General features: G+C 60.1%; 17 protein-coding genes and 1 tRNA gene. 12 read left to right on the forward strand and 6 right to left on the reverse strand.

The window, feature by feature from the left end; all coding sequences use genetic code 11:
* Positions 1–46 precede the first annotated feature (46 nt).
* From FHT78_RS15770 to pncB, 6 genes are all read left to right on the forward strand, one after another.
* Complete coding sequence (locus FHT78_RS15770) at positions 47–1,135, forward strand: microcin C ABC transporter permease YejB (protein ID WP_183745656.1); 1,089 nt, start codon at positions 47–49, stop codon at positions 1,133–1,135.
* The gene (locus FHT78_RS15775; protein ID WP_183745658.1) at positions 1,135–2,283 is read left to right on the forward strand and encodes an ABC transporter permease; all 1,149 of its coding nucleotides are present in this window, start codon (positions 1,135–1,137) and stop codon (positions 2,281–2,283) included. Before FHT78_RS15770 ends, FHT78_RS15775 begins: the two co-directional genes overlap by 1 nt.
* Positions 2,280–3,908: an ABC transporter ATP-binding protein gene (locus tag FHT78_RS15780; protein ID WP_183745660.1), complete on the forward strand. Its 1,629-nt coding sequence runs from the start codon at positions 2,280–2,282 to the stop codon at positions 3,906–3,908. The genes FHT78_RS15775 and FHT78_RS15780 overlap by 4 nt, the downstream gene beginning before the upstream one ends.
* A gap of 25 nt (positions 3,909–3,933) precedes the next feature.
* On the forward strand, positions 3,934–4,893 hold the full coding sequence (locus FHT78_RS15785) for a glyoxylate/hydroxypyruvate reductase A (RefSeq protein ID WP_183745662.1): 960 nt from the start codon (positions 3,934–3,936) through the stop codon (positions 4,891–4,893).
* 88 nt (positions 4,894–4,981) lie between these two features.
* The gene (locus FHT78_RS15790) at positions 4,982–5,275 is read left to right on the forward strand and encodes a hypothetical protein (protein WP_183745664.1); all 294 of its coding nucleotides are present in this window, start codon (positions 4,982–4,984) and stop codon (positions 5,273–5,275) included.
* Positions 5,276–5,453: 178 nt separating this feature from the next.
* Positions 5,454–6,758, forward strand: a complete 1,305-nt coding sequence (pncB, locus tag FHT78_RS15795) for a nicotinate phosphoribosyltransferase (RefSeq protein ID WP_183745666.1) — start codon at positions 5,454–5,456, stop codon at positions 6,756–6,758.
* On the opposite strand, the gene FHT78_RS15800 is transcribed toward pncB, so the two are convergent.
* Both FHT78_RS15800 and FHT78_RS15805 read right to left on the reverse strand, forming a co-directional pair.
* Entirely contained in the window at positions 6,755–7,747 is a 993-nt protein-coding gene (locus FHT78_RS15800; RefSeq protein ID WP_183745668.1) for a DUF72 domain-containing protein, read from the reverse strand. The two genes, pncB and FHT78_RS15800, sit on opposite strands and share 4 nt — an antisense overlap.
* 79 nt (positions 7,748–7,826) lie before the next feature.
* Positions 7,827–8,318: a histidine kinase gene (locus tag FHT78_RS15805; RefSeq protein WP_183745670.1), complete on the reverse strand. Its 492-nt coding sequence runs from the start codon at positions 8,316–8,318 to the stop codon at positions 7,827–7,829.
* A gap of 307 nt (positions 8,319–8,625) precedes the next feature.
* Between FHT78_RS15805 and FHT78_RS15810 the strand changes: the two genes are divergently transcribed.
* Positions 8,626–8,814, forward strand: coding sequence for a helix-turn-helix domain-containing protein (locus FHT78_RS15810; protein ID WP_183745673.1), 189 nt, complete (start codon positions 8,626–8,628; stop codon positions 8,812–8,814).
* 265 nt (positions 8,815–9,079) lie between these two features.
* Entirely contained in the window at positions 9,080–11,740 is a 2,661-nt protein-coding gene (locus FHT78_RS15815; RefSeq protein ID WP_183745675.1) for a CHC2 zinc finger domain-containing protein, read from the forward strand.
* A gap of 263 nt (positions 11,741–12,003) precedes the next feature.
* Here the strand turns inward: FHT78_RS15815 and FHT78_RS15820 are convergent, their stop codons facing one another.
* From FHT78_RS15820 to FHT78_RS15835, 4 genes are all read right to left on the reverse strand, one after another.
* A complete protein-coding gene (locus tag FHT78_RS15820) occupies positions 12,004–12,210 on the reverse strand; it encodes a hypothetical protein (protein ID WP_007827331.1) in 207 nt (68 codons plus the stop codon).
* A gap of 318 nt (positions 12,211–12,528) precedes the next feature.
* Positions 12,529–13,536, reverse strand: coding sequence for a hypothetical protein (locus FHT78_RS15825; protein ID WP_183745677.1), 1,008 nt, complete (start codon positions 13,534–13,536; stop codon positions 12,529–12,531).
* Positions 13,537–13,629: 93 nt separating this feature from the next.
* The gene (locus FHT78_RS15830) at positions 13,630–14,715 is read right to left on the reverse strand and encodes a hypothetical protein (RefSeq protein ID WP_183745680.1); all 1,086 of its coding nucleotides are present in this window, start codon (positions 14,713–14,715) and stop codon (positions 13,630–13,632) included.
* A 270-nt stretch (positions 14,716–14,985) separates the two neighbouring features.
* Positions 14,986–15,075: transfer RNA gene (locus tag FHT78_RS15835), tRNA-Ser, on the reverse strand.
* A 223-nt stretch (positions 15,076–15,298) separates the two neighbouring features.
* On the opposite strand from FHT78_RS15835, the gene FHT78_RS15840 reads away from it, so the two are divergent.
* The 4 genes from FHT78_RS15840 to FHT78_RS15855 all read left to right on the forward strand — a co-directional run bounded on the left by FHT78_RS15840 (position 15,299) and on the right by FHT78_RS15855 (position 19,623).
* Entirely contained in the window at positions 15,299–15,616 is a 318-nt protein-coding gene (locus FHT78_RS15840; RefSeq protein ID WP_183745682.1) for a hypothetical protein, read from the forward strand.
* 319 nt (positions 15,617–15,935) lie between these two features.
* Positions 15,936–16,928, forward strand: coding sequence for a BMP family ABC transporter substrate-binding protein (locus tag FHT78_RS15845; RefSeq protein ID WP_183745684.1), 993 nt, complete (start codon positions 15,936–15,938; stop codon positions 16,926–16,928).
* Positions 16,929–17,000: 72 nt separating this feature from the next.
* The gene (locus tag FHT78_RS15850) at positions 17,001–18,512 is read left to right on the forward strand and encodes an ABC transporter ATP-binding protein (RefSeq protein ID WP_183745687.1); all 1,512 of its coding nucleotides are present in this window, start codon (positions 17,001–17,003) and stop codon (positions 18,510–18,512) included.
* Between the two features lie 7 nt (positions 18,513–18,519).
* Positions 18,520–19,623: an ABC transporter permease gene (locus FHT78_RS15855; RefSeq protein ID WP_183745689.1), complete on the forward strand. Its 1,104-nt coding sequence runs from the start codon at positions 18,520–18,522 to the stop codon at positions 19,621–19,623.
* Positions 19,624–19,625 lie beyond the last annotated feature (2 nt).

Raw genomic sequence — 19,625 nt, forward strand, 5'->3', positions numbered from 1 at the left:
GATTGGATGGCGTGCAGGCGACGATATTCCCGGAGGCTCGTGACTGATGGGTGCCTATATTCTCCGCCGCCTGCTTTTGATGATTCCGACCATCGTTGGCATCATGGCGATTTCTTTCATCGTCGTTCAATTCGCCCCCGGCGGCCCGGTCGAGCAGGTGATCGCCCAGCTGACCGGCCAGGCCGATAGCGCCGATCAGCGCATCTCCGGCGGCGGTGATCTTCTCGGCGGCGGCGGCAGCGAGGAAAGCTCCAAATATCGCGGCGCCCAGGGCCTCGATCCCGAACTGATCGCCAAGCTCGAAAAGCAGTTCGGCTTCGACAAACCGCCTCTGACCCGCTTCGGCGAAATGATGTGGAACTACATCCGCTTCGATTTCGGCGAGAGCTTCTTCCGCAATACGACCGTGCTCGATCTCATCAAGGAAAAGCTGCCGGTCTCGGTCTCGCTCGGCATCTGGATCCTGATCTTTTCCTACGCCATTTCCATTCCGCTCGGCATCCGCAAGGCAGTTAAGGACGGCTCCTCCTTCGATGTCTGGACATCAGGCGTCATCATCGTCGGTTATGCCGTGCCGAGCTTCCTGTTCGGCATCCTGCTGATCGTGCTCTTCGCCGGCGGTTCCTTCTATGACTGGTTCCCGCTGCGCGGCCTGGTATCGGATAATTTCGATCAGCTTGCCTGGTGGCAGAAACCGCTCGATTATTTCTGGCACCTCACCCTGCCGCTGATCTCGTTGTCGCTGGCATCCTTCGCCACGACCACGCTTCTGACCAAGAATTCCTTCATCGACGAGATCAAGAAACAATATGTCATCACCGCTCGCGCCAAGGGCCTGAACGAACGGCAGGTGCTTTACGGCCATGTTTTCCGCAATGCCATGCTGATCGTCATCGCAAGCTTCCCGAGCGCCTTCATCTCCGCCTTCTTCACCGGCTCGCTCCTGATCGAGAACATCTTCTCGCTCGACGGCCTTGGCCGCCTCGGCTACCTCTCGGTCGTCAACCGCGACTACCCGATCGTCTTTGCGACACTCTATATCTTCTCGCTGCTTGGCCTCTTCGTCGGCCTGATCTCGGACCTGATCTATACCTGGATCGATCCGCGCATCGATTTCGAGCGGAGGGACGTCTGATGGATGTCGCCGCAAACCCAACGACATCAGCGCCCGTCCGCCCGCCCCGCAGAGGCCTGCTGTCACCGACCAATGTTCGCCGCTGGCGGAATTTCAAGGCCAATAAGCGCGGCTACTGGTCGCTCTGGCTCTTCCTCGTCCTCTTCGTGCTTAGCCTCTTTGCCGAGTTCATTGCCAACGACAGGCCGATCATCGCCTCCTATAAGGGCGAGATCCTTTTCCCTGTCATCATCAATTATCCCGAGGAGAAGTTCGGCGGCTTCCTGGCCGAGACGGACTATCGCTCCTCCGTCATATCTGACGAGATCGATGCCAATGGCTGGATGATCTGGCCGCCGATCCGCTATTCCTACCAGTCGGTCAATTCCAATATCCCGCATTCCGCCCCGACGCCGCCTTTCTGGCTGATGTCGCCGGAGGAACGCTGCAAGGCCTATCCGCAGGGCGTCAACGATCCCGGCTGCAGACTCGGCAATCTCAACTGGCTCGGCACGGATGATCAGGCGCGCGACGTGCTCGCCCGCGTCATCTATGGTTTCCGCATTTCCGTTCTCTTCGGCCTCGTGCTCACCATCTGCTCGGCTGTCATCGGCGTGACGGCCGGCGCCGTCCAAGGTTATTTCGGCGGCTGGACGGACCTGTTTTTCCAGCGTTTCATCGAGATTTGGTCCTCGATGCCGGTGCTGTACATCTTGCTGATCATCGCCGCCATCCTGCCGCCCGGTTTCTTCGTGCTGCTTGGCATCATGCTGCTCTTTTCCTGGGTCGGCTTCGTCGGCGTCGTGCGCGCCGAATTCCTGCGCGCCCGCAATTTCGAATATGTGCGGGCTGCCCGCGCGCTCGGCGTCAACAACCGCACCATCATGTGGCGGCATATGCTGCCCAATGCGATGGTCGCGACCCTGACCTTCCTGCCCTTCATCCTCTCCGGCTCCATCACCACGCTGACCTCGCTCGACTTCCTGGGCTTCGGCATGCCGCCGGGCTCTCCCTCGCTCGGTGAACTGATCGCCCAGGGCAAGGCCAATCTCCAGGCACCATGGCTCGGGCTGACGGCCTTCTTCACCATGTCGATCATGCTGTCGCTGCTGATCTTCATCGGCGAGGCGGTGCGCGATGCCTTCGATCCGAGAAAGACGTTCCAATGAGTGAAGCGCTGCTCTCCGTCCGCGATCTCTCTGTCGCCTTCCATCAGGGTAGCGAAACCTCGCTTGCCGTGGATCGAATCTCCTTCGATATCGGCAAGGGCGAGGTTGTGGCACTTGTCGGTGAATCCGGTTCCGGCAAGTCGGTCTCGGCAAACTCCATCCTGCGGCTTCTGCCCTATCCCTCGGCCAGCCATCCGGGTGGCGAGATCTTTTTCAAGGGCAAGGATCTCTTGAAGGCTTCGGACCGTGAAATGCGCGAAGTTCGCGGTAACGACATCACCATGATCTTCCAGGAGCCGATGACATCGCTCAATCCGCTCCATACGATCGAAAAGCAGATTGCCGAAATCCTGGCGCTGCATCAGGGCATAACCGGGCAGGCGGCGCGCACCCGCGTGCTGGAACTCTTGAACCAGGTCGGCATCCGCGAGCCGGAAAAGCGGCTGAAGGCCTATCCGCATGAGCTCTCGGGCGGCCAGCGTCAGCGTGTGATGATCGCCATGGCGCTCGCCAATCGGCCGGAATTGCTGATCGCCGACGAACCGACCACGGCGCTCGACGTCACGGTCCAGGCGCAGATCCTCGAGCTCCTGCGAAAATTGAAGGGCGAGCACGGCATGTCCATGCTCTTCATCACCCACGATCTCGGCATCGTGCGCAAATTCGCCGATCGTGTCTGTGTGATGACCAAGGGCAAGATCGTCGAGACGGGGCCGGTCGAAGAGGTCTTCACCAATCCGAAGCACGATTACACCCGTCATCTGCTCGCCTCCGAGCCGCGCGGCGAACCGCCGCTGACCGACCCTTCCAAGCCCGTTGTCATGGAAGGCAGCGACATCAAGGTCTGGTTCCCGATCAAGGCCGGCCTCATGCGCAAGGTTGTCGATCACGTGAAGGCCGTCGATGGTATCGACCTCAAGCTAAGAGCCGGGCAGACGCTCGGTGTCGTCGGCGAATCCGGCTCCGGCAAGACTACGCTGGGGCTGGCGCTGACCCGCCTCATCTCCTCGAAAGGCCGCATTTCCTTCGTCGGAAAAGATATAGCAAGCTATTCATTTACGGAGATGCGGCCGCTGCGCAACCAGCTCCAGGTCGTCTTCCAGGATCCCTATGGTTCGCTGAGCCCGCGCATGTCGGTCGGCGATATCGTCGCAGAAGGCCTGAAGGTGCATGAGCGTTCGCTCTCGGCCGAAGAGCGCGACCAGCGCGTCTGCTGGGCGCTCGAAGAAGTCGGCCTCGATCCGCTGACCCGCTGGCGCTTCCCGCATGAATTCTCCGGCGGCCAGCGTCAGCGCATCGCGATCGCCCGCGCCATGGTGCTGAAGCCGCGTTTCGTCATGCTCGACGAGCCGACATCGGCACTCGACATGAGCGTGCAGGCACAGGTCGTGGACCTGCTGCGCGACCTGCAGAAGAAGCATGATCTCGCCTATCTCTTCATCAGCCACGACCTGAAGGTGGTCAAGGCGCTCGCCAACGATGTCATCGTCATGCGCTTCGGCAAGGTGGTGGAGCAGGGGCCGTCAGCGGAGATCTTCCAGGCGCCGAAGGATGATTATACCAAGGCATTGATGGCCGCCGCCTTCAATATCGAGGCGGTACCCACTCCGGCCATTCAGCAGTAGAAGACGGGCAGCAGTAAAGAAGACCATGTCAGCAAGACCTCCCATCCTCGTCGATCTCAAATTCGACCCCGAAACCGTTGCCCGCATCCTGAAGACCGCCTTTGCCGATCGCGGCAGCATCAATTCAGCCGATCCAGCCAGCAAGGAGCTCGACCTGACCGGTATCGATTACGCGCTGCTCTGGAAACCGGATGCCGATATCTTTGAGCGCGCGCCGAACCTGAAGGTGCTCTTTTCCGGTGGCGCCGGGGTGGATAGCATTCTCTCCATTCCTGATTTGCCTGACGTCCCGATCGTCCGCTTCGTCGATCGCAGCCTGACGACGCGCATGAGCGAATGGGTGGTCATGCAGTGCCTCATGCATCTGCGCCTGCAGCGTGAGCACGACCGGGACCAGCGCGACCGCGTCTGGGGCAAGCTTGTGCCGCCGGAAGCCGCCGAAATCACCGTCGGCGTCATGGGCCTCGGCATTCTTGGCCAGGATGCGGTCGCGAAGCTCAAGGTCATGGGCTTCAACGTCATCGGCTGGTCGCGCTCGAAGAGGGAAGTTGAAGGCATCGAAACCTTCGACGGGCCGCAGCTCGACACCTTCCTGTCGAAGACCGATATCGTCGTCGGCCTGCTGCCTCTGACGCCGGATACGACCGGCCTCTACAACAAGGCCTTCTTCTCCAGGCTCCGCCAGGGCGGTGCGCTCGGCAAACCGGTCTTCATCAATGCGGGCCGCGGCAAGAGCCAGGTCCAGGCGGATATCGTCGCGGCGATCGAGGGCGGTGTGCTCGGCGGCGCCTCGCTCGACGTCTTCGAGGTCGAGCCGCTGCCGGCGGACGATCCGCTCTGGCATCTGGAGACTGTCTTCATTACCCCGCATGACGCTGCGATCTCCGAAGAGAACGCGCTTTTCCGCCATGTCGAGACCCAGATCGCTCGTTTCGAGCGTGGCGAGCCGCTGCAATTCGTCGTCGATCGCACCGCAGGCTACTGACGGCATCAGGGAACTTCCCCTGCCGCTTGTCGTTTTCTTCGCACAAGCTCTGCAGGTCCGGCCTGCGGATGAGCGAAAGGAGACGATCATGACGCATACGGAAACGCGTTGGGAAAAGTCCGATCAAAAGCTTCATGCCGAAGAGCAGATCTCGCCTGTCAAGGCCAAGCAGGGCCGCACCGGCTATCGCATCCTGACCGTACTGGTTGCTGCACTGGTGCTGGCTTTCCTTGTCTGGATCCCCGTCGAGATCTGGGGTCAGAAGGAAGCCGATGACGTCGCCCCGCAGCAGCCCGGTCAGCAGATGCAGTCTCAAGTTCCGGCGGCTCCGCCGCAGAATGGCGGCACTGCGCCGGCCCAGCCCGCTGCACCCGTACAATAACGAGCTGATATCAAACGTTTAAAACCATGCCCCGCAGCAAAAATGGCTGCGGGGTATCGCTGTTGTTTTTTCTGGACTTTGTTTATCGATTTTTCGATAAGAAGGCGCACGGGCCGGTTTCGTGCGCTGGCCGTCACAAGGCCGCACCTGACCGGATTGACGGACAGGCAGGAGCTTCATGGCCAGGACCGATATAGCAAGGCGCGTCTACAATCACACCTGGAAACTCGATCCGATCGTGCGAAGTCTGATCGATACGGATTTCTACAAGCTCCTGATGCTGCAGATGATCTGGAAGCTCTATCCTGACGTCAGCGCCTCCTTCACCCTCATCAACCGTACCAAGCGCGTGCGTCTGGCGGAACAGATCGACGAGGGTGAACTGCGGGAGCAGCTTGACCATGCGCGTACGCTGAGGCTCGCCAAGAAGGAGATGATCTGGCTTGCCGGTAACAGCTTCTATGGCCGCGCCCAGATTTTCGAGCCGGAATTCCTCGCCTGGCTCTCCAATTTCCAGCTGCCGGAATACGAGCTTTCCAAGAAGGACGGGCAGTATGTGCTCGATTTTCACGGGTCGTGGAAGGAAACGACCATGTGGGAAATCCCGGCTCTTGCCATCATCAACGAGTTACGCTCGCGCGCCGCCATGAAGGCGATGGGTCCCTTCACGCTGGATGTTCTCTATGCCCGCGCCAAGGCCAAGATGTGGGCCAAGGTGGAGAAACTGCGTGAATTGCCGGGCCTCAGGATCTCCGATTTCGGCACCCGCCGCCGCCACAGCTTCCTCTGGCAGCGCTGGTGCGTGGAAGCGCTGAAGGAAGGAATCGGCCCGGCCTTCACCGGCACCAGCAATGTATTGCTGGCTATGGATTCCGATCTCGAAGCCGTTGGCACCAATGCGCACGAGCTGCCGATGGTCGCCGCCGCCCTTGCCGAGACCGACGAGCAGCTCAGGAACGCGCCCTACAAGGTGCTGCGCGACTGGAACAAGCTCTATGGCGGCAACCTCTTGATCGTCCTGCCGGACGCCTTCGGAACGGCCGCCTTCCTGCGCGATGCGCCGGACTGGGTGGCCGACTGGACCGGCTTCCGCCCGGATAGCGCTCCGCCGATCGAAGGCGGCGAGAAGATCATCGACTGGTGGAAGAAGATGGGCCGCGACCCGCGCCAGAAGCTCCTGATCTTCTCCGATGGCCTCGATGTCGATGCCATCATCGATACCTATAAACATTTCGAAGGCCGCGTGCGCATGAGCTTCGGCTGGGGCACGAACCTCACGAATGATTTTGCCGGCTGCGCGCCGAACGACAGTTCCGACTTCATGCCGATTTCCATCGTCTGCAAGGTGAGCGACGCCAACGGCCGCCCGGCGGTCAAGCTTTCGGACAATCCGCAGAAGGCGACCGGCGAACCGGCCGAGGTGGAGCGCTATCTGAAATTCTTCGGCACCGAGGACCGGACCGATCAGGCTGTGCTGGTTTAAATCGTCGACCGCAGTGCCGGCCAATGCTGGCGCGGCTCCTGGGTGACAGGCTTTCCGCCACGGCGTTTCGGCTTGACGACCAGGCTGTCATCAGGCGGCAGAGCGACACCGAGCTTTTCGGCAAGCGAGCGCGCATCCGCCGGCGCGCGTACCTTCACGTCATTGTCGAAATAGACATAGACATCGCGCCCTTTCGCGGATCGTTTCAGCGGCGGCTCGACACGGTTCGCATCATCGGGCTCGATCCCATGTGTCCAGGCATCGATGCGCCCGGCCCAGCGATCGAGCGCTTCGTCATCATAACCGCTGACATAAAGCTGCTCGGACCCATGCAGCCGGCAATAGATGAAATCAGCCGTCACATCCATCAGCAGCGGCCATTCCACCGTGTCGGCAACCACCAGCCCGACCTTGTGTTTGCGCAGCAGTTCGATGAATTCGGGCGCGCAGAAACTGTCGTGGCGGATTTCCAGCGCATGGCGCATCGGCAGCACCCTCTCGCTCTTCGTCCAGGCGCGGCCGTCGAGCCGTTCGTCATGCCGCTTCGCCATATCGGCCGCAGCTTCCGTATCCCTAGGCAGCAATGCCAGAAAATGGTCGAAGAGCTCGGCATCGAATTTCTGTCTTGGCGGAAATTGCCATAGGATCGGCCCGAGTTTCGGCCCCAGGCGCAACAGGCCCGAGGCGAGGAAATTGGCAAGCGGCTTTTCGATGTCGCGCAGGCGCTTGAGATGGGTGATGTAGCGCGAGCCCTTGACGGAAAAGACGAAGCCGTCAGGCGTTTCATCGCGCCAGCTGGCGAAAGCGTCCGGCTTCTGCAGCCCGTAAAATGTGCCGTTGATCTCGATGGAGGGAAATTGCCGCGAGGCATAGGCAAGCTCGCGCTTTTGCGTCAACCCCTTCGGATAGAAGACACCGCGCCAGGGCGCATAGGTCCATCCCGAAATACCGATGCGGATCGTGCCGGTCTTTGCCTTTGCTTTTGCCATACAAAGGGAACTGTGCCGGCGCGCGCTTGTTCCAATGCAAGGCGACGCGATGCCGGCAGCGCCTTGCATCGTCTCAAGATCAGCCGGCCGGCTTCAGCGAACTGATGATGGCGATCAACTCGTCGTCATGGGCGTCCTGCTTGCCCTTGGTGCCCCAATAGGTGATCAAAAGCAGCTTGTCTTCACTGGGCGAGAGCACGGCGACGCCGATATTGACGGGGCCTTCCTTGTCGGTGCCGTCCCAGTCGAAGGTCTTCATCGTCATGCCGTTGATCTCGGAATCGGACTCCTTCTGGGTCTTCTCGTCGATGGCAACGCCGTTCTTCTGCAGGAAGGCGAAGGCCTCGTCGATGACCTTGTCGCTCGTCTTTGCATCGGCAACGTCGATCGAAAGATAGATCGCCGAATCGTCCGACGTTGCGTCGATGCCGGTCTCCGTTTCCTTCGGCCCCCAGCTGTCGGGAATGGTGACGGTCGCGACCGGATCGTCGCTTGGAAATTCCAGCGTTTCCGCCTGGGCAATCACAGGCAGGAATGCCGCGAAGGCGGCGGCGATGATGAGTGTCTTCATGTCAGGTCCCCGGATGGTCGCGTCCCGGCGGGCAGCAGCCCTTGCCACCCCTCTCGCTCCCGATCGCGCCACATCGGATCGTAACCGCATTTTGCTTTGCCAAACCTTACCGGGAGCGGGGGCAAGCGCGCGCCATCGCGATCCATTTTTGGTGTCTTCGGGAGGATGGCGGGCATGGGGCTGCCTCGGGCAACCGCCGATGTGCGCTGTGCCAAAGGAGATCCCCTGCCGCATCGGCGCGACTTCATCCCGGCAACCATCTGCCTCTACGGATACGGTCAGAGACGTCAGGACGTGGAGAGAAACCATGGAAGTCATCCCGAGAATTTTGCTGAACATCAGGCAAGTCACGCAGGCGACCGGCATCAGCCGCGCCAGCATTTACCGGCAAATGAAGGCCGGCCGGCTTCCCTTCGTGAAACTCGGTTCCCGCACGCTGTTCCGCCCCGCCGATATCAAGCATTTCGTCGACCGGAACGTCCGGGTTTCGGACTAGGGCCCATGGCGGCGCCGTGCTGCTCGCTGGCGCCACCGAGGAGCCCGAGATCGTGTTTCGATGGCTGGCCTTGCTTCTGTGGCCCCCTCATCCGCCCTTCGGGCACCTTCTCCCCGAGGGGAGAAGGGGGAAACAGGCGTCGCGGCTCGTCCCCTTCTCCCCAGCGGGGAGAAGGTGGCCCGAAGGGTCGGATGAGGGGGCCACGGGCGACGCATCAAACGCCCCCGGCAAAAGAATCAAGCGTTTAGCTCACACGGAAAATTTCATGTCACGAACACATCCACACCCATCCTCGGGCGAAACGAACGATATCGCACGTCTGCGGCGGGACGTGTCGCTGTCTTCCACCGTCACGCAGTACGGCCACAAGCTCAGCCGCAACGGACGAGAACTCGAAACCTGCTGCCCCTTCCATGCCGAAGACAAGCCATCCTTCAAGATTTTCATAGCGCACGATGGAGTGGAGCGTTTCCACTGCTTCGGCTGCGGCAAGCAAGGCGATGTCCTTGATTTCGTGCGGGAGGTGAAGGGTGTCGATCTGCCCGAAGCGATCCGCATCCTCGGCGGCATCGGCAGCCGGCCGAATGCTCGGCCGGAGCCGGTCAAGGCGCCGGATGTCTATGAGGGCATAACGGCCCTGCCGCAGCCGGCGGATTTGTTGCAGGCCGGCCGGCCTGTCAGGCTCTACAATCCCAAGCGCAGGGGCGGGCGCTCCGAATGGGGCTCCTTTGCGCCGTCGATGGTGTTTCCCTATCGCAAGGCGGACGGTTCTCTCTTTGGTTACGTGCTGCGCCATGATCTCGTCGATGGGGCTAAGGAAACGCCGATGGTCATGTTCGCCCGCCTGCCGGACGGGACGCAAACATGGTGCCGCTTGCCGTTTCCGAAGCCGCGGCCGCTCTACGGTTTGCAGGATATCGGCGAGAAAGAAGTGATCGTCGTCGAGGGCGAGAAGTGCCGCGACAGGCTCAGCATGGCGAGCGGGCGGGCGGTCGTTTCCTGGGCGGGCGGGACGCAGGGCGTCAAGCACACCGATTGGTCGCCGCTCTCGGGCCGCGACGTGCTGATATGGCCGGATTTCGATCGCCCGGGCATGGCGGCGGCGAATGAAATCGCAAGGCAGCTGACGAGCCTTGGAGCGCGCATCCGGCTTGCCGGCTTCGCCGATCCCGATGCCGCAAGCGCGCCCGAATGCTATCGTTTCGAAGACTGGCGCGCCGGCCTTTTTCCAGGCCGCGGCTGGGATTGCGCCGATGCGCTCGATGACGGATGGACGCAAGCGGAGATCGAGGCCTTCATGCAGGAAACGATACGCCCCTTCGCTCTGCCGGGTACTGAGGACGAAAAGCCTGTAACGGCCGAGGGTGCGGGTTGCGCATCGCGGCGCAAGGCGGTCGTCGGTGAGATGCCCTCACAAACCAGGGAGGGAGACGGCCGGCCGAGGCTCATCTTCCACGAAGCCGACCTTTCGGAAGTGGTGACGAGTGCCTGCCGCCTGGTGGTCGATGCAGGCGCACGGCTCTACGCCCGCGATACGGCCCTATTTCAGGCCGTCCGGGTTGCGGGGAAGGAAAAGACGGTGCTGGTTCCTGCCGATGAGGCTGCATTGATCGACATCCTGTCGAAACACGTGCTCTGGCTGAAGCCCGACGAGAGAAAGAAGCTCGGCTACAGGGATATATCCTGCCCGGCGCTGGTCGCGAGATCCATCATTGCGCGACACGGCGACTGGCCTTTCCCGCAGATCAGGGCGATCGTTTCCCTGCCGATGATGCGCAGCGACGGCACCATCATCAATGCACAGGGCTTCGACCGGCAATCCGGCATACTCTTCGAATCGGACAAGATATGGCCCGAAATCCCCGAATGCCCCGACAGGGCTGCGGCGGTAACAGCGCTGGAAAGCATCAGGAAGCTCGTCGCGAGCTTCCCCTTCGTCAGCGGCGTCGATGAATCGGCAGCGCTCGCCATGATCCTGACGGCGATCATCCGCCCCAGCCTGAAGACCGCGCCGCTCTTCGGGTTGAATGCGACGGCGCCCGGCACCGGCAAATCCAAGCTGGTGGACGTTGCCGCCATTCTCGCGACCGGCCGGCTCGCGGCGGTCAACTCCCATGCGGGAGACGACAGCGAGCTGCGCAAGGTGCTCGAGTCGCGTCTCCTGCACGGCGACAGCTTCATCAATCTCGATAATCTGTCGGTGCCGCTGCGCTCCGATCACCTTTGCCAGGTCCTGTCCCAGGAGGAAGTCAATATCCGCCCGCTCGGCCACACCCTCTCGCTGGATTCGGCAACGGCGGCCATGTTCTGCGCCACAGGCAACGGGCTGCGCTTTGCCGGCGACCTGACGCGGCGCGTGGTGCTGATCAATCTCGATGCCGGCGTCGAGCGGCCGGAAGAGCGGGTCTTTGCGAGCGACGTCGTCGAGGACACGCGCCGTCAGCGGGTGGAGATCGTCACATCAGCCCTGACGCTCCTGCGGGCCTTCGTCGCCAGTGAAGCAGACAAGGTCTCGCCGGCGCTCGGCTCCTTCGAGCAATGGTCGAACCTCGTCCGCTCCGCGCTCGTCTGGCTCGGTCTGCCCGATCCGCTCGGCAATGCGGCCAAGATCCGGGACAACGACCCAGAGAAGGAGCGCACCTCGGCGATCATCGCGGCCCTGCCGGCCGGCAAGCCTTGGGCCGCGGCCGATATCGCCAGGATGGTGGACGAAGGAGCCTTCGATCCTGTTGGTAACCGCCGGCATGAGGGGCTGATGGAGGCGCTTGGCGAATTCATCGAGTACGGCAAGCTGAATACGACGCGGTTCAGCGGGTTCTTACGCAAGAACTGTGGGCGGATTGTCGATGGACAAATGATCGTCGGTGCGGGAAAGAACCGCGCCAATGCGGTTCTATGGCAAGTCCAAACTGCGGGCAAAAGTTGAGGCAAAGACGTTGCCTACACGACGAAGCCAAGTTGCGCGGATGCTTTCGTCGAAATCTTCACGGGGGTCAACCAAAAACCCGGTCCCAATGAGGGGTTTTCAGATGCCTCTCTGCATAGGATGCATAGGATGCATAGGATTTTTAATACGCCGTGTGGAAATTGTCAGATTGTGACATGACAGGAACTGAATCTGACAATTTCTATAAAGCGCCGAAAACTGCCCCTGCATCCTATGCATCCTATGCACCCGGCGGAGATTATCTACTTAGACAGCCAGCTTTCGAAATAGTGGCGCACAGCCGCACCCGCCCCGAAATGATCGGTCGTATCGAGCCTCGCAACCGCGCCGCGCACGACGTCAGCCATGACGGCCGCAGGCACGATGCCGGACTTGACCAAGCTTTGAAACAGCTCCTCCACCAGGATGATCGTTCCGATTGCTTCGTCTTCAGCCTTGAAATTCGTCATTGCTGGTCTCCCCTCTGCGTTGTTGGCAATGAAGTGGTGATGTGGTGAAAGTCCGGAGCATCTTGGTGACTTCGCGACAGACTCACAAGGGGTTGCCCAAGTGATACTCATGGAGGGGACGGCGGTATGGCCCCTTCCCAAACTGAGGGATACGGCCGAGTCGTCGGATGAGGTCGGACCGCAATGCGGGGGACATGGTCCGGTCGAAATGGGGCAACGCACCACCGGCCGGTACCGGGGAAAGTCGCGCGGTTACTGGCACGTAGATCACCTCTTAGGTGCGTGACCCCTAAATTCAAAAGGGACTTCTCACTGCGACTATTGCTGAAGCATTAAGTAGTATGAGTTCAGCAACTCAGCGCAGCCCATGCCCACTTCGACCGTGGTTGAGCCCTGCCACTGGTTTCCATTAGGATTCGCGAAGAGGTCTGAAATCTTACCTTTCAGCGACGGCACAACTTGCTCATAGACACCTACGCCCGTGGTTAGCATTGTGTGTTTATGGCGAGGATACAGCATCGTCTCTGTCGTAGAGAGAAGCTTCATATTTTCCGTAGTGAAACCAAAGCCAAGGAACACCAGATGCCGGCTGTCGGCCATTGCAGTGTGTATGCGGCTCAGAGCTTCTCCTTCTTCCACCCGCTCAGTGTACGTCTTTATGCCCGCAATCAGGCTCCAGGCGTCGAACCTATCGTCTACATCTGGGCCGAAATTCGGATGGCTAGCGTCATGCATCAACTCCTGATCCGGGAGCGGACCGAGGGTGCCATACGGGTGCAGGATGTTCATCTTGCCGACTATTTGCCGAGCTTCTGAGTAGTCGATGCGGTACCGCCTGCGTAGAGCTTCGATTAGGTAAAACTCAATGCACCGATCGTAGTTGAAGCAGATGATGGAGACCCCATTCCCCACCTCGCGAGGGTCACGCACGTTGTCCATCAGAATGCGTGCGAAGGGTTCAAGCCAGGAGTTCTTCAGTCGCCTTATATCGAAGCTGTAGGAAGATTTCTCAGGGTCGGGTGCCATCAGGCATCTGCGCTCGGCCCGTGCGATCTGGACTGCAATAGCAGCCTTCCCCATCTCCGCTACACAGTTGTCCTCGTCAGCGTAGTGGTCAATGAACGCATCAATAGAAGGAAACATGTACAGGTGGTCTTTGATCAGTAGCGAGGCGGCAAGACGCTTCTGATAGTTTTCTGTCTGCACGCTATAGCGACGCTTTATGGCATTGAAGAGCCCTTTGTCGCCGCCATCCGTAGTTCCCCAATTGAGACGGCCGGTGAAGTTAAATCCCTCCTCAATGCGAGTCCGCAGGCCCCCACCCACGGGGAGACTTTCTCGCCGTATTCCGTGCTGGCACCAGCGCCAACCACAAAGGTTATTTTATCAAGGAACATCCTTTAACTCCCGGCGGCTCGCTCACTCGGCATCCATCGTGGGAGCCAGCGGCCACTCAGGCGGAGCGCGCAACACGCTACCTTCGAGATGAAGGGTGTCAAAGGCGTCCCCCTCTTTGCCGCTGATGCGAACCCCGTTGGCAAGTCGCCGGTACTCGAAGCTAAATCGGTGGTCACTGAGCGGATGCCTCGCCCACTCGTTGATAGTGGAAAAGTTGTATTCGGCGAAAAAGCTGCGAAATTCCTGAAGGAGCCGAAGTGAACGCTTGTATTCTTTGCCCGCTGCGAGGAGCAGCCTCGCGGCTTTCTTGAGCTCATCGCCGCTCGCGTAACTAGACGTAATAAGCTGCAGCGCGGCTTCGGGACTCTCTTCGCAAATCAGGGCCTCAACTCTCGATCGGGCAACACGGAGGTCCTTGACTGGATGAAACCCCGAGCCTAACGCACCAGCACCGAATAGGTGCCCTATCGTTACCGTGTGGGTATTCAAGCGGCCCAGCCCGCGTGGTCCGACCTCATCAAACTGATCCTTAATCTTCTCCGTATGGCCCAGCATGCCGCCCGACTTACTGACACCCTTCAGTGCTTGCACAGCCGCTGGGAATTTCCTTGAGAACGCAGCCTTAATGCGTTCGGCTTCCACTGCTGCGGCCAGCGCTTGTTCAATCGCCGCAAGGGCTGCCTTGGTAAGCGGAAGGGACGCCAGCAGGAAGTCCTCGGCGCGTGTCCGTTCCATGCGCTCAAGGTATTCCTCTTCGGCACGGCGTTGGTTTTCCTTGTCGGCACAGCAGTGACCGATCAGCGCGATAGTCTGGCGGCCCTCAATCCAAACGAGGGAACCCTCTAGGAACTTCTCCTTGAAACCGCACATTGCGCAGGGAATCATTCCTCGATCAATGCGCTTTTCCCGAGAGACATGAAAATCGGCTATTTTGCGAAATGGCAGGGTCTTCAGGACAGGACCAAAGTCGAGGCCGGGGAAGTCATCCGGCTGCCCTCCGGCCTTCAAAAAGTTGATAAATGCGCTGCGTTCATAACCCGGAAAATCTTTGTAAACGCGAGAAGCCTTCGCGCTATCCGTTTTGGGAGCTTCAGCCCGTGCAACCATACACCACCCTTACAACTTATGAGTCGGCATGGACTGTAGTGTGAGTACCAAAGCGCGATTCGGCAAGACCTTAGGTTGCGAACTACAACAGAGGCGAGAAGAGAGCTGCTCAGCGTTTCCATGGCAGCATGGACACGCGACAAACTGCAAGCCTGTCTTACCCGACTGTTTTTAAAAACAAGTAATGAATGATAAGAGATTTGAGCTAATGGATCGGAACGTTCTGATTTAATAATATCGCCACAAAAGCAAATAGATAGGCGAATTAAATGGCGGACAGAGAGGGATTCGAACCCTCGGTACGCTTTCACGTACACACGCGTTCCAGGCGTGCGCCTTCAACCACTCGGCCACCTGTCCATTTTGCGTTTCGCACCGGAGAGGAGCAAATCGTCGGAACGGCGCGATATATACCGATGAATTTTTGCCGATCAACCCAAATCTAACAGTTTTTTGACTTCTTCCGATAAAACTGCGCGCATGCCGTCCATTGCGCCGTGCTCGCTCCCAGCCTATCTCTAGTCTGGGAAGAAAATGGCGCGGCTCGCCGGATACTAGGGCATACCCGTCGTCGGAGGATTTGATGCGTTTCTTGTTGCGTCTTGCCAGTTTGTTTGCGCTGGCAGTTGCCGTCATTGCCGGAACCATCGATTCCATTCAGTCCGTCGCATCCTCGCAAGTGGTCATAACCCCGATCTCGGACGCATGGGAGGAGGTCAGCCCCTCGACGCTCTCTGCGCTCCAGTCGGCCGTCTCCTATTATGTCCATCCGCGTTTCTATGCTTTCATCTTTCAATGGCTCATGCTGCAGCCGGCCTTTGCCGTGCTTCTGGTGGTCTCGCTCATCCTGTGGATGATCGGCTACAAGAAGCCGCCGGTGGCAGGCCGTTTTACCGCGTAGCAGGCGGACGGGAGCCGGGGATGAGCGCAACCGGCAGCTGCCGGAACGGCAGGATAAGCACCCGGATGCCGCGACGACATTGGTCAGAAAATCCGCATTTTCGCGGCCGATTTGCCCAGAATTCAGCACCCGTGGATCGATTTTCGGCAATAACCGCAAATCTTTACCAACCGAAAAATTTCTCGTGAATTTTTCGTTGAGCCATGCAAGGATGCGCGCAGCCAGGCCTCCGGGGGGAGGTCGGTGGTTCCGCAGACATGCCAGAAAAAGGCTTGCGGGAGGACCCCAAACAAATATTTAACAACAGGGCTGCAAACTCATGAAAAAATCCCTTCTCACCCTCCTTGCCGTGGCAGCGATGTCGACGACGGCGCTTGCCGCCGACATCAAGCCGGCTCTCGTTTACGGCACCGGCGGGAAGTTCGATAAGTCCTTCAACGAAGCAGCCTTCAACGGCGCTGAAAAGTTCAAGAAGGAAACCGGCATCGCCTACCGCGATTTCGAGCCGACCGGCGACACCCAGGGCGAGCAGGCCATCCGCAACTTCGCAAGCCGCGGCTTCAACCCGGTTGTGGCCGTTTCCTTCGCCTGGACCTCGGCTGTCGAGAAGGTTGCCGCTGAATTCCCCGATACCAAGTTCATCATCGTCGACTCCGTCGTCGATAAGCCGAATGTCCGCTCCGTTCTCTACAAGGAAGAGGAAGGCTCCTATCTCGTCGGCATTCTCGCCGGCATGGCGTCGAAGACCGGCAAGGTCGGCTTCGTCGGCGGCATGGACATTCCGCTGATCCGCAAGTTCGAATGCGGCTATGAGCAGGGCGCACGCGCGGCCAAGGCCGATATTGAAGTCTTCCAGAACATGACCGGCACGACCGGTGCTGCCTGGAACGACCCGGTTCGCGGCGGCGAGCTCACCAAGAACCAGATCGACCAGGGTGCCGATGTCGTTTACGCGGCAGCCGGTGCCACCGGTCTCGGCGTGCTGCAGACGGCAGCCGACAACAAGAAGCTGTCGATCGGCGTCGACTCCAACCAGAACCATTTGCATCCCGGTTCCGTCCTGACTTCGATGGTCAAGCGCGTCGATCTCGCCGTCTACAACGCCTATAACGACACCAAGAACGACAAGTTCACGGCCGGCGTCCAGTCTCTCGGCGTCAAGGAAGACGGTGTTGCCGCCGCCATGGACGACAACAACAAGCCGCTGATCACGCCGGAGATGCAGGCTGCCGTCGACAAGGCCAAGGCCGACATCATTGCGGGCACCGTCAAGGTCCACGATTACACCACGGACAATGCCTGCCCGAAGTGAGTCGTAACTGAGATCGGGCGTATGGCGGACAAGGATTTTCGCCATACGCCCTTTTCTTATTTGGAGCCTGCTGTGACAGACCAGCCTGCTATCGAACTTGTCGGCATCGACAAGAAATTCGGCGCCGTTCACGCCAACAAGGACATCAACCTGACCGTCGCCAAGGGCTCGATCCATGGCATTATCGGGGAAAACGGCGCTGGCAAATCGACCCTGATGTCCATCATCTACGGTTTTTACCAGGCCGATAGCGGCGAGATCCGCGTCAACGGCCAGCCCATCACCATCAAGGACAGCCAGGCCGCCATCGCCGCCGGCATCGGCATGGTGCACCAGCATTTCATGCTGGTCGATAATTTCACGGTGCTGGAAAACGTCATGCTCGGCGCCGAAGGCGGCGCATTGCTGGCACGGGGCGTTGCTTCCTCCCGCGCCGAACTCAAGCGGCTGGAAACCGAGTATGGCCTGGAGGTCAACCCGGACGCGCTGATCGAGCAGCTCCCGGTCGGCCTGCAGCAGCGCGTGGAAATCCTGAAAGCCATGTATCGCGGCGCCGAGATCCTGATCCTCGACGAGCCGACGGGCGTGCTGACCCCGGCCGAAGCCGATCACCTCTTCCGTATCCTTGGCGTGCTGCGCGACCAGGGCAAGACGGTCATTTTCATCACCCACAAGCTGCGCGAAATCATGGCGATCACCGATACGGTGTCCGTCATGCGCCGCGGCGAGATGGTCGCCACCCGCAAGACCAGCGAGACCACGGTCGAAGAGCTCGCCGAACTCATGGTCGGCCGCCGCGTGCTCCTGCGCGTCCAGAAGGGCGAGGCGAAACCCGCCGATGTCGTGCTCTCCGTCCGCAACCTGACGGTCAAGGACAACAGGGGCGTGACGATGGTCGACAACGTCTCCTTCGATGTCCGCGCCGGCGAGATCGTCGGCATTGCCGGTGTCGCCGGCAACGGCCAGTCGGAACTGCTGGAGGCGATCGCCGGTATCCGCAAGCCGGCATCAGGCGAAATCCTGCTCGACGGCCAGCCGATCGACAAGGCCGATCCGGCCCGTCTTCGCGAGCTCGGCCTGGCGCATATTCCCGAAGACCGCCACCATATGGGCCTGGTCCTGAAATTCGAGGAATATGAAAATGCCGTGCTCGGCTATCACCACCGTCCTGAATACAGCCGCGGCCCCCTGCTCGATCTCGATGCGATCCGCAAGGACGCGATGGAGAAGATCGAGAAATACGACATCCGCCCGCCGAACCCGCGCCTGAAGACGGCGAATTTTTCCGGCGGCAACCAGCAGAAGATCGTCGTCGCCCGCGAAATCGAGCGCGACCCGAAGATGCTGATCATCGGCCAGCCGACCCGCGGCGTCGACATCGGCGCCATCGAATTCATCCATCGGCGGATCATCGAGATGCGCGATGCGGGCAAGGCCATCCTGCTCGTCTCCGTCGAACTCGACGAAATCCGCGCCCTTTCCGACCGTATCCTTGTCATGTTCGCCGGCCATGTCGTCGGCGAGAAGGCGCCCGATGCCGGTGAACAGACCCTCGGCCTGATGATGGCCGGCATTGCCGCGTGAGGCCTGAATGAGCACTGCTTCCGTAACCCTGCCGAGATGGATCAATTACGGTCTGATCCCTCTTTTGAACCTGGTCGTCGCCTTTCTGATATCAGGCTTCGTCGTCTGGCTGATCGGCGAAAGCCCGCTTGCCGCCCTCTCGCTGCTCATCGAAGGCGCCTTCGGCAGCGGCGAAGGCATCGGCTTCACGCTCTACTATGCGACGAGCTTCATCTTTACCGGCCTTTCGGTCGCCGTCGCCATCCATGCCGGCCTCTTCAACATCGGCTCGGAAGGCCAGGCCTATATTGGCGGCCTCGGCTGTGCGCTGGTGGCGCTGGCGCTCGACAAATATGTGCCCTGGTATGTGACCATGCCGATCGCCGTCATCGGCGCCGGTCTCTTCGGGGCGGCCTGGGCTTTCATCCCCGCCTTCCTGCAGGCCAAGCGCGGCAGCCATATCGTCATCACGACGATCATGTTCAACTATATCGCCGCCGCCCTCATGGTTTATCTGCTGGTGCATGTGCTGATCGTACCGGGCAAGATGGCGCCGGAAACCCGCACCTTCCTCGAAGGCGGACAGCTTCCGAAGCTCGGCTGGATCATGAGCCTGTTCGGGGCCAAGCTCGGTGCAGCGCCCTTCAACGTCTCCTTCATCATCGCCCTGTTGGCCGCCTGGTTCGTCTGGGTGCTGGTCTGGCGCAGCAAGCTCGGCTTCGATATGCGCACGCTGGGCATCAGCCCGACGGCTGCCGATTACGCCGGCACGCCCCGTGCGCGCATCATCATCATCGCCATGCTGCTGTCAGGCGCGCTCGCCGGCATGATGGCGCTGAACCCCGTCATGGGCTCGTCGGCACGCCTGCAGGTGGAATTCGTCGGCGGCGCCGGCTTCGTCGGCATCGCCGTGTCACTGATGGGACGAAACCATCCGCTTGGCATCATCTTTGCGGGGATCCTCTTCGGCGTCCTCTATCAGGGCGGTGACTGGATCTCCTTCGAAATGCCCAACATCACCCGCGAGATGATCCTCGTCATTCAGGGTCTGGTGATCCTGTTTGCCGGCGCTCTGGAGTATATGTTCCGCCCGGCGATGGTGCGCATCTACCAGCAGTTCAAGCGACCCTGAGG

The organism is Rhizobium sp. BK196, assembly GCF_014193255.1.
Taxonomy (GTDB): Bacteria; Pseudomonadota; Alphaproteobacteria; order Rhizobiales; family Rhizobiaceae; genus Rhizobium.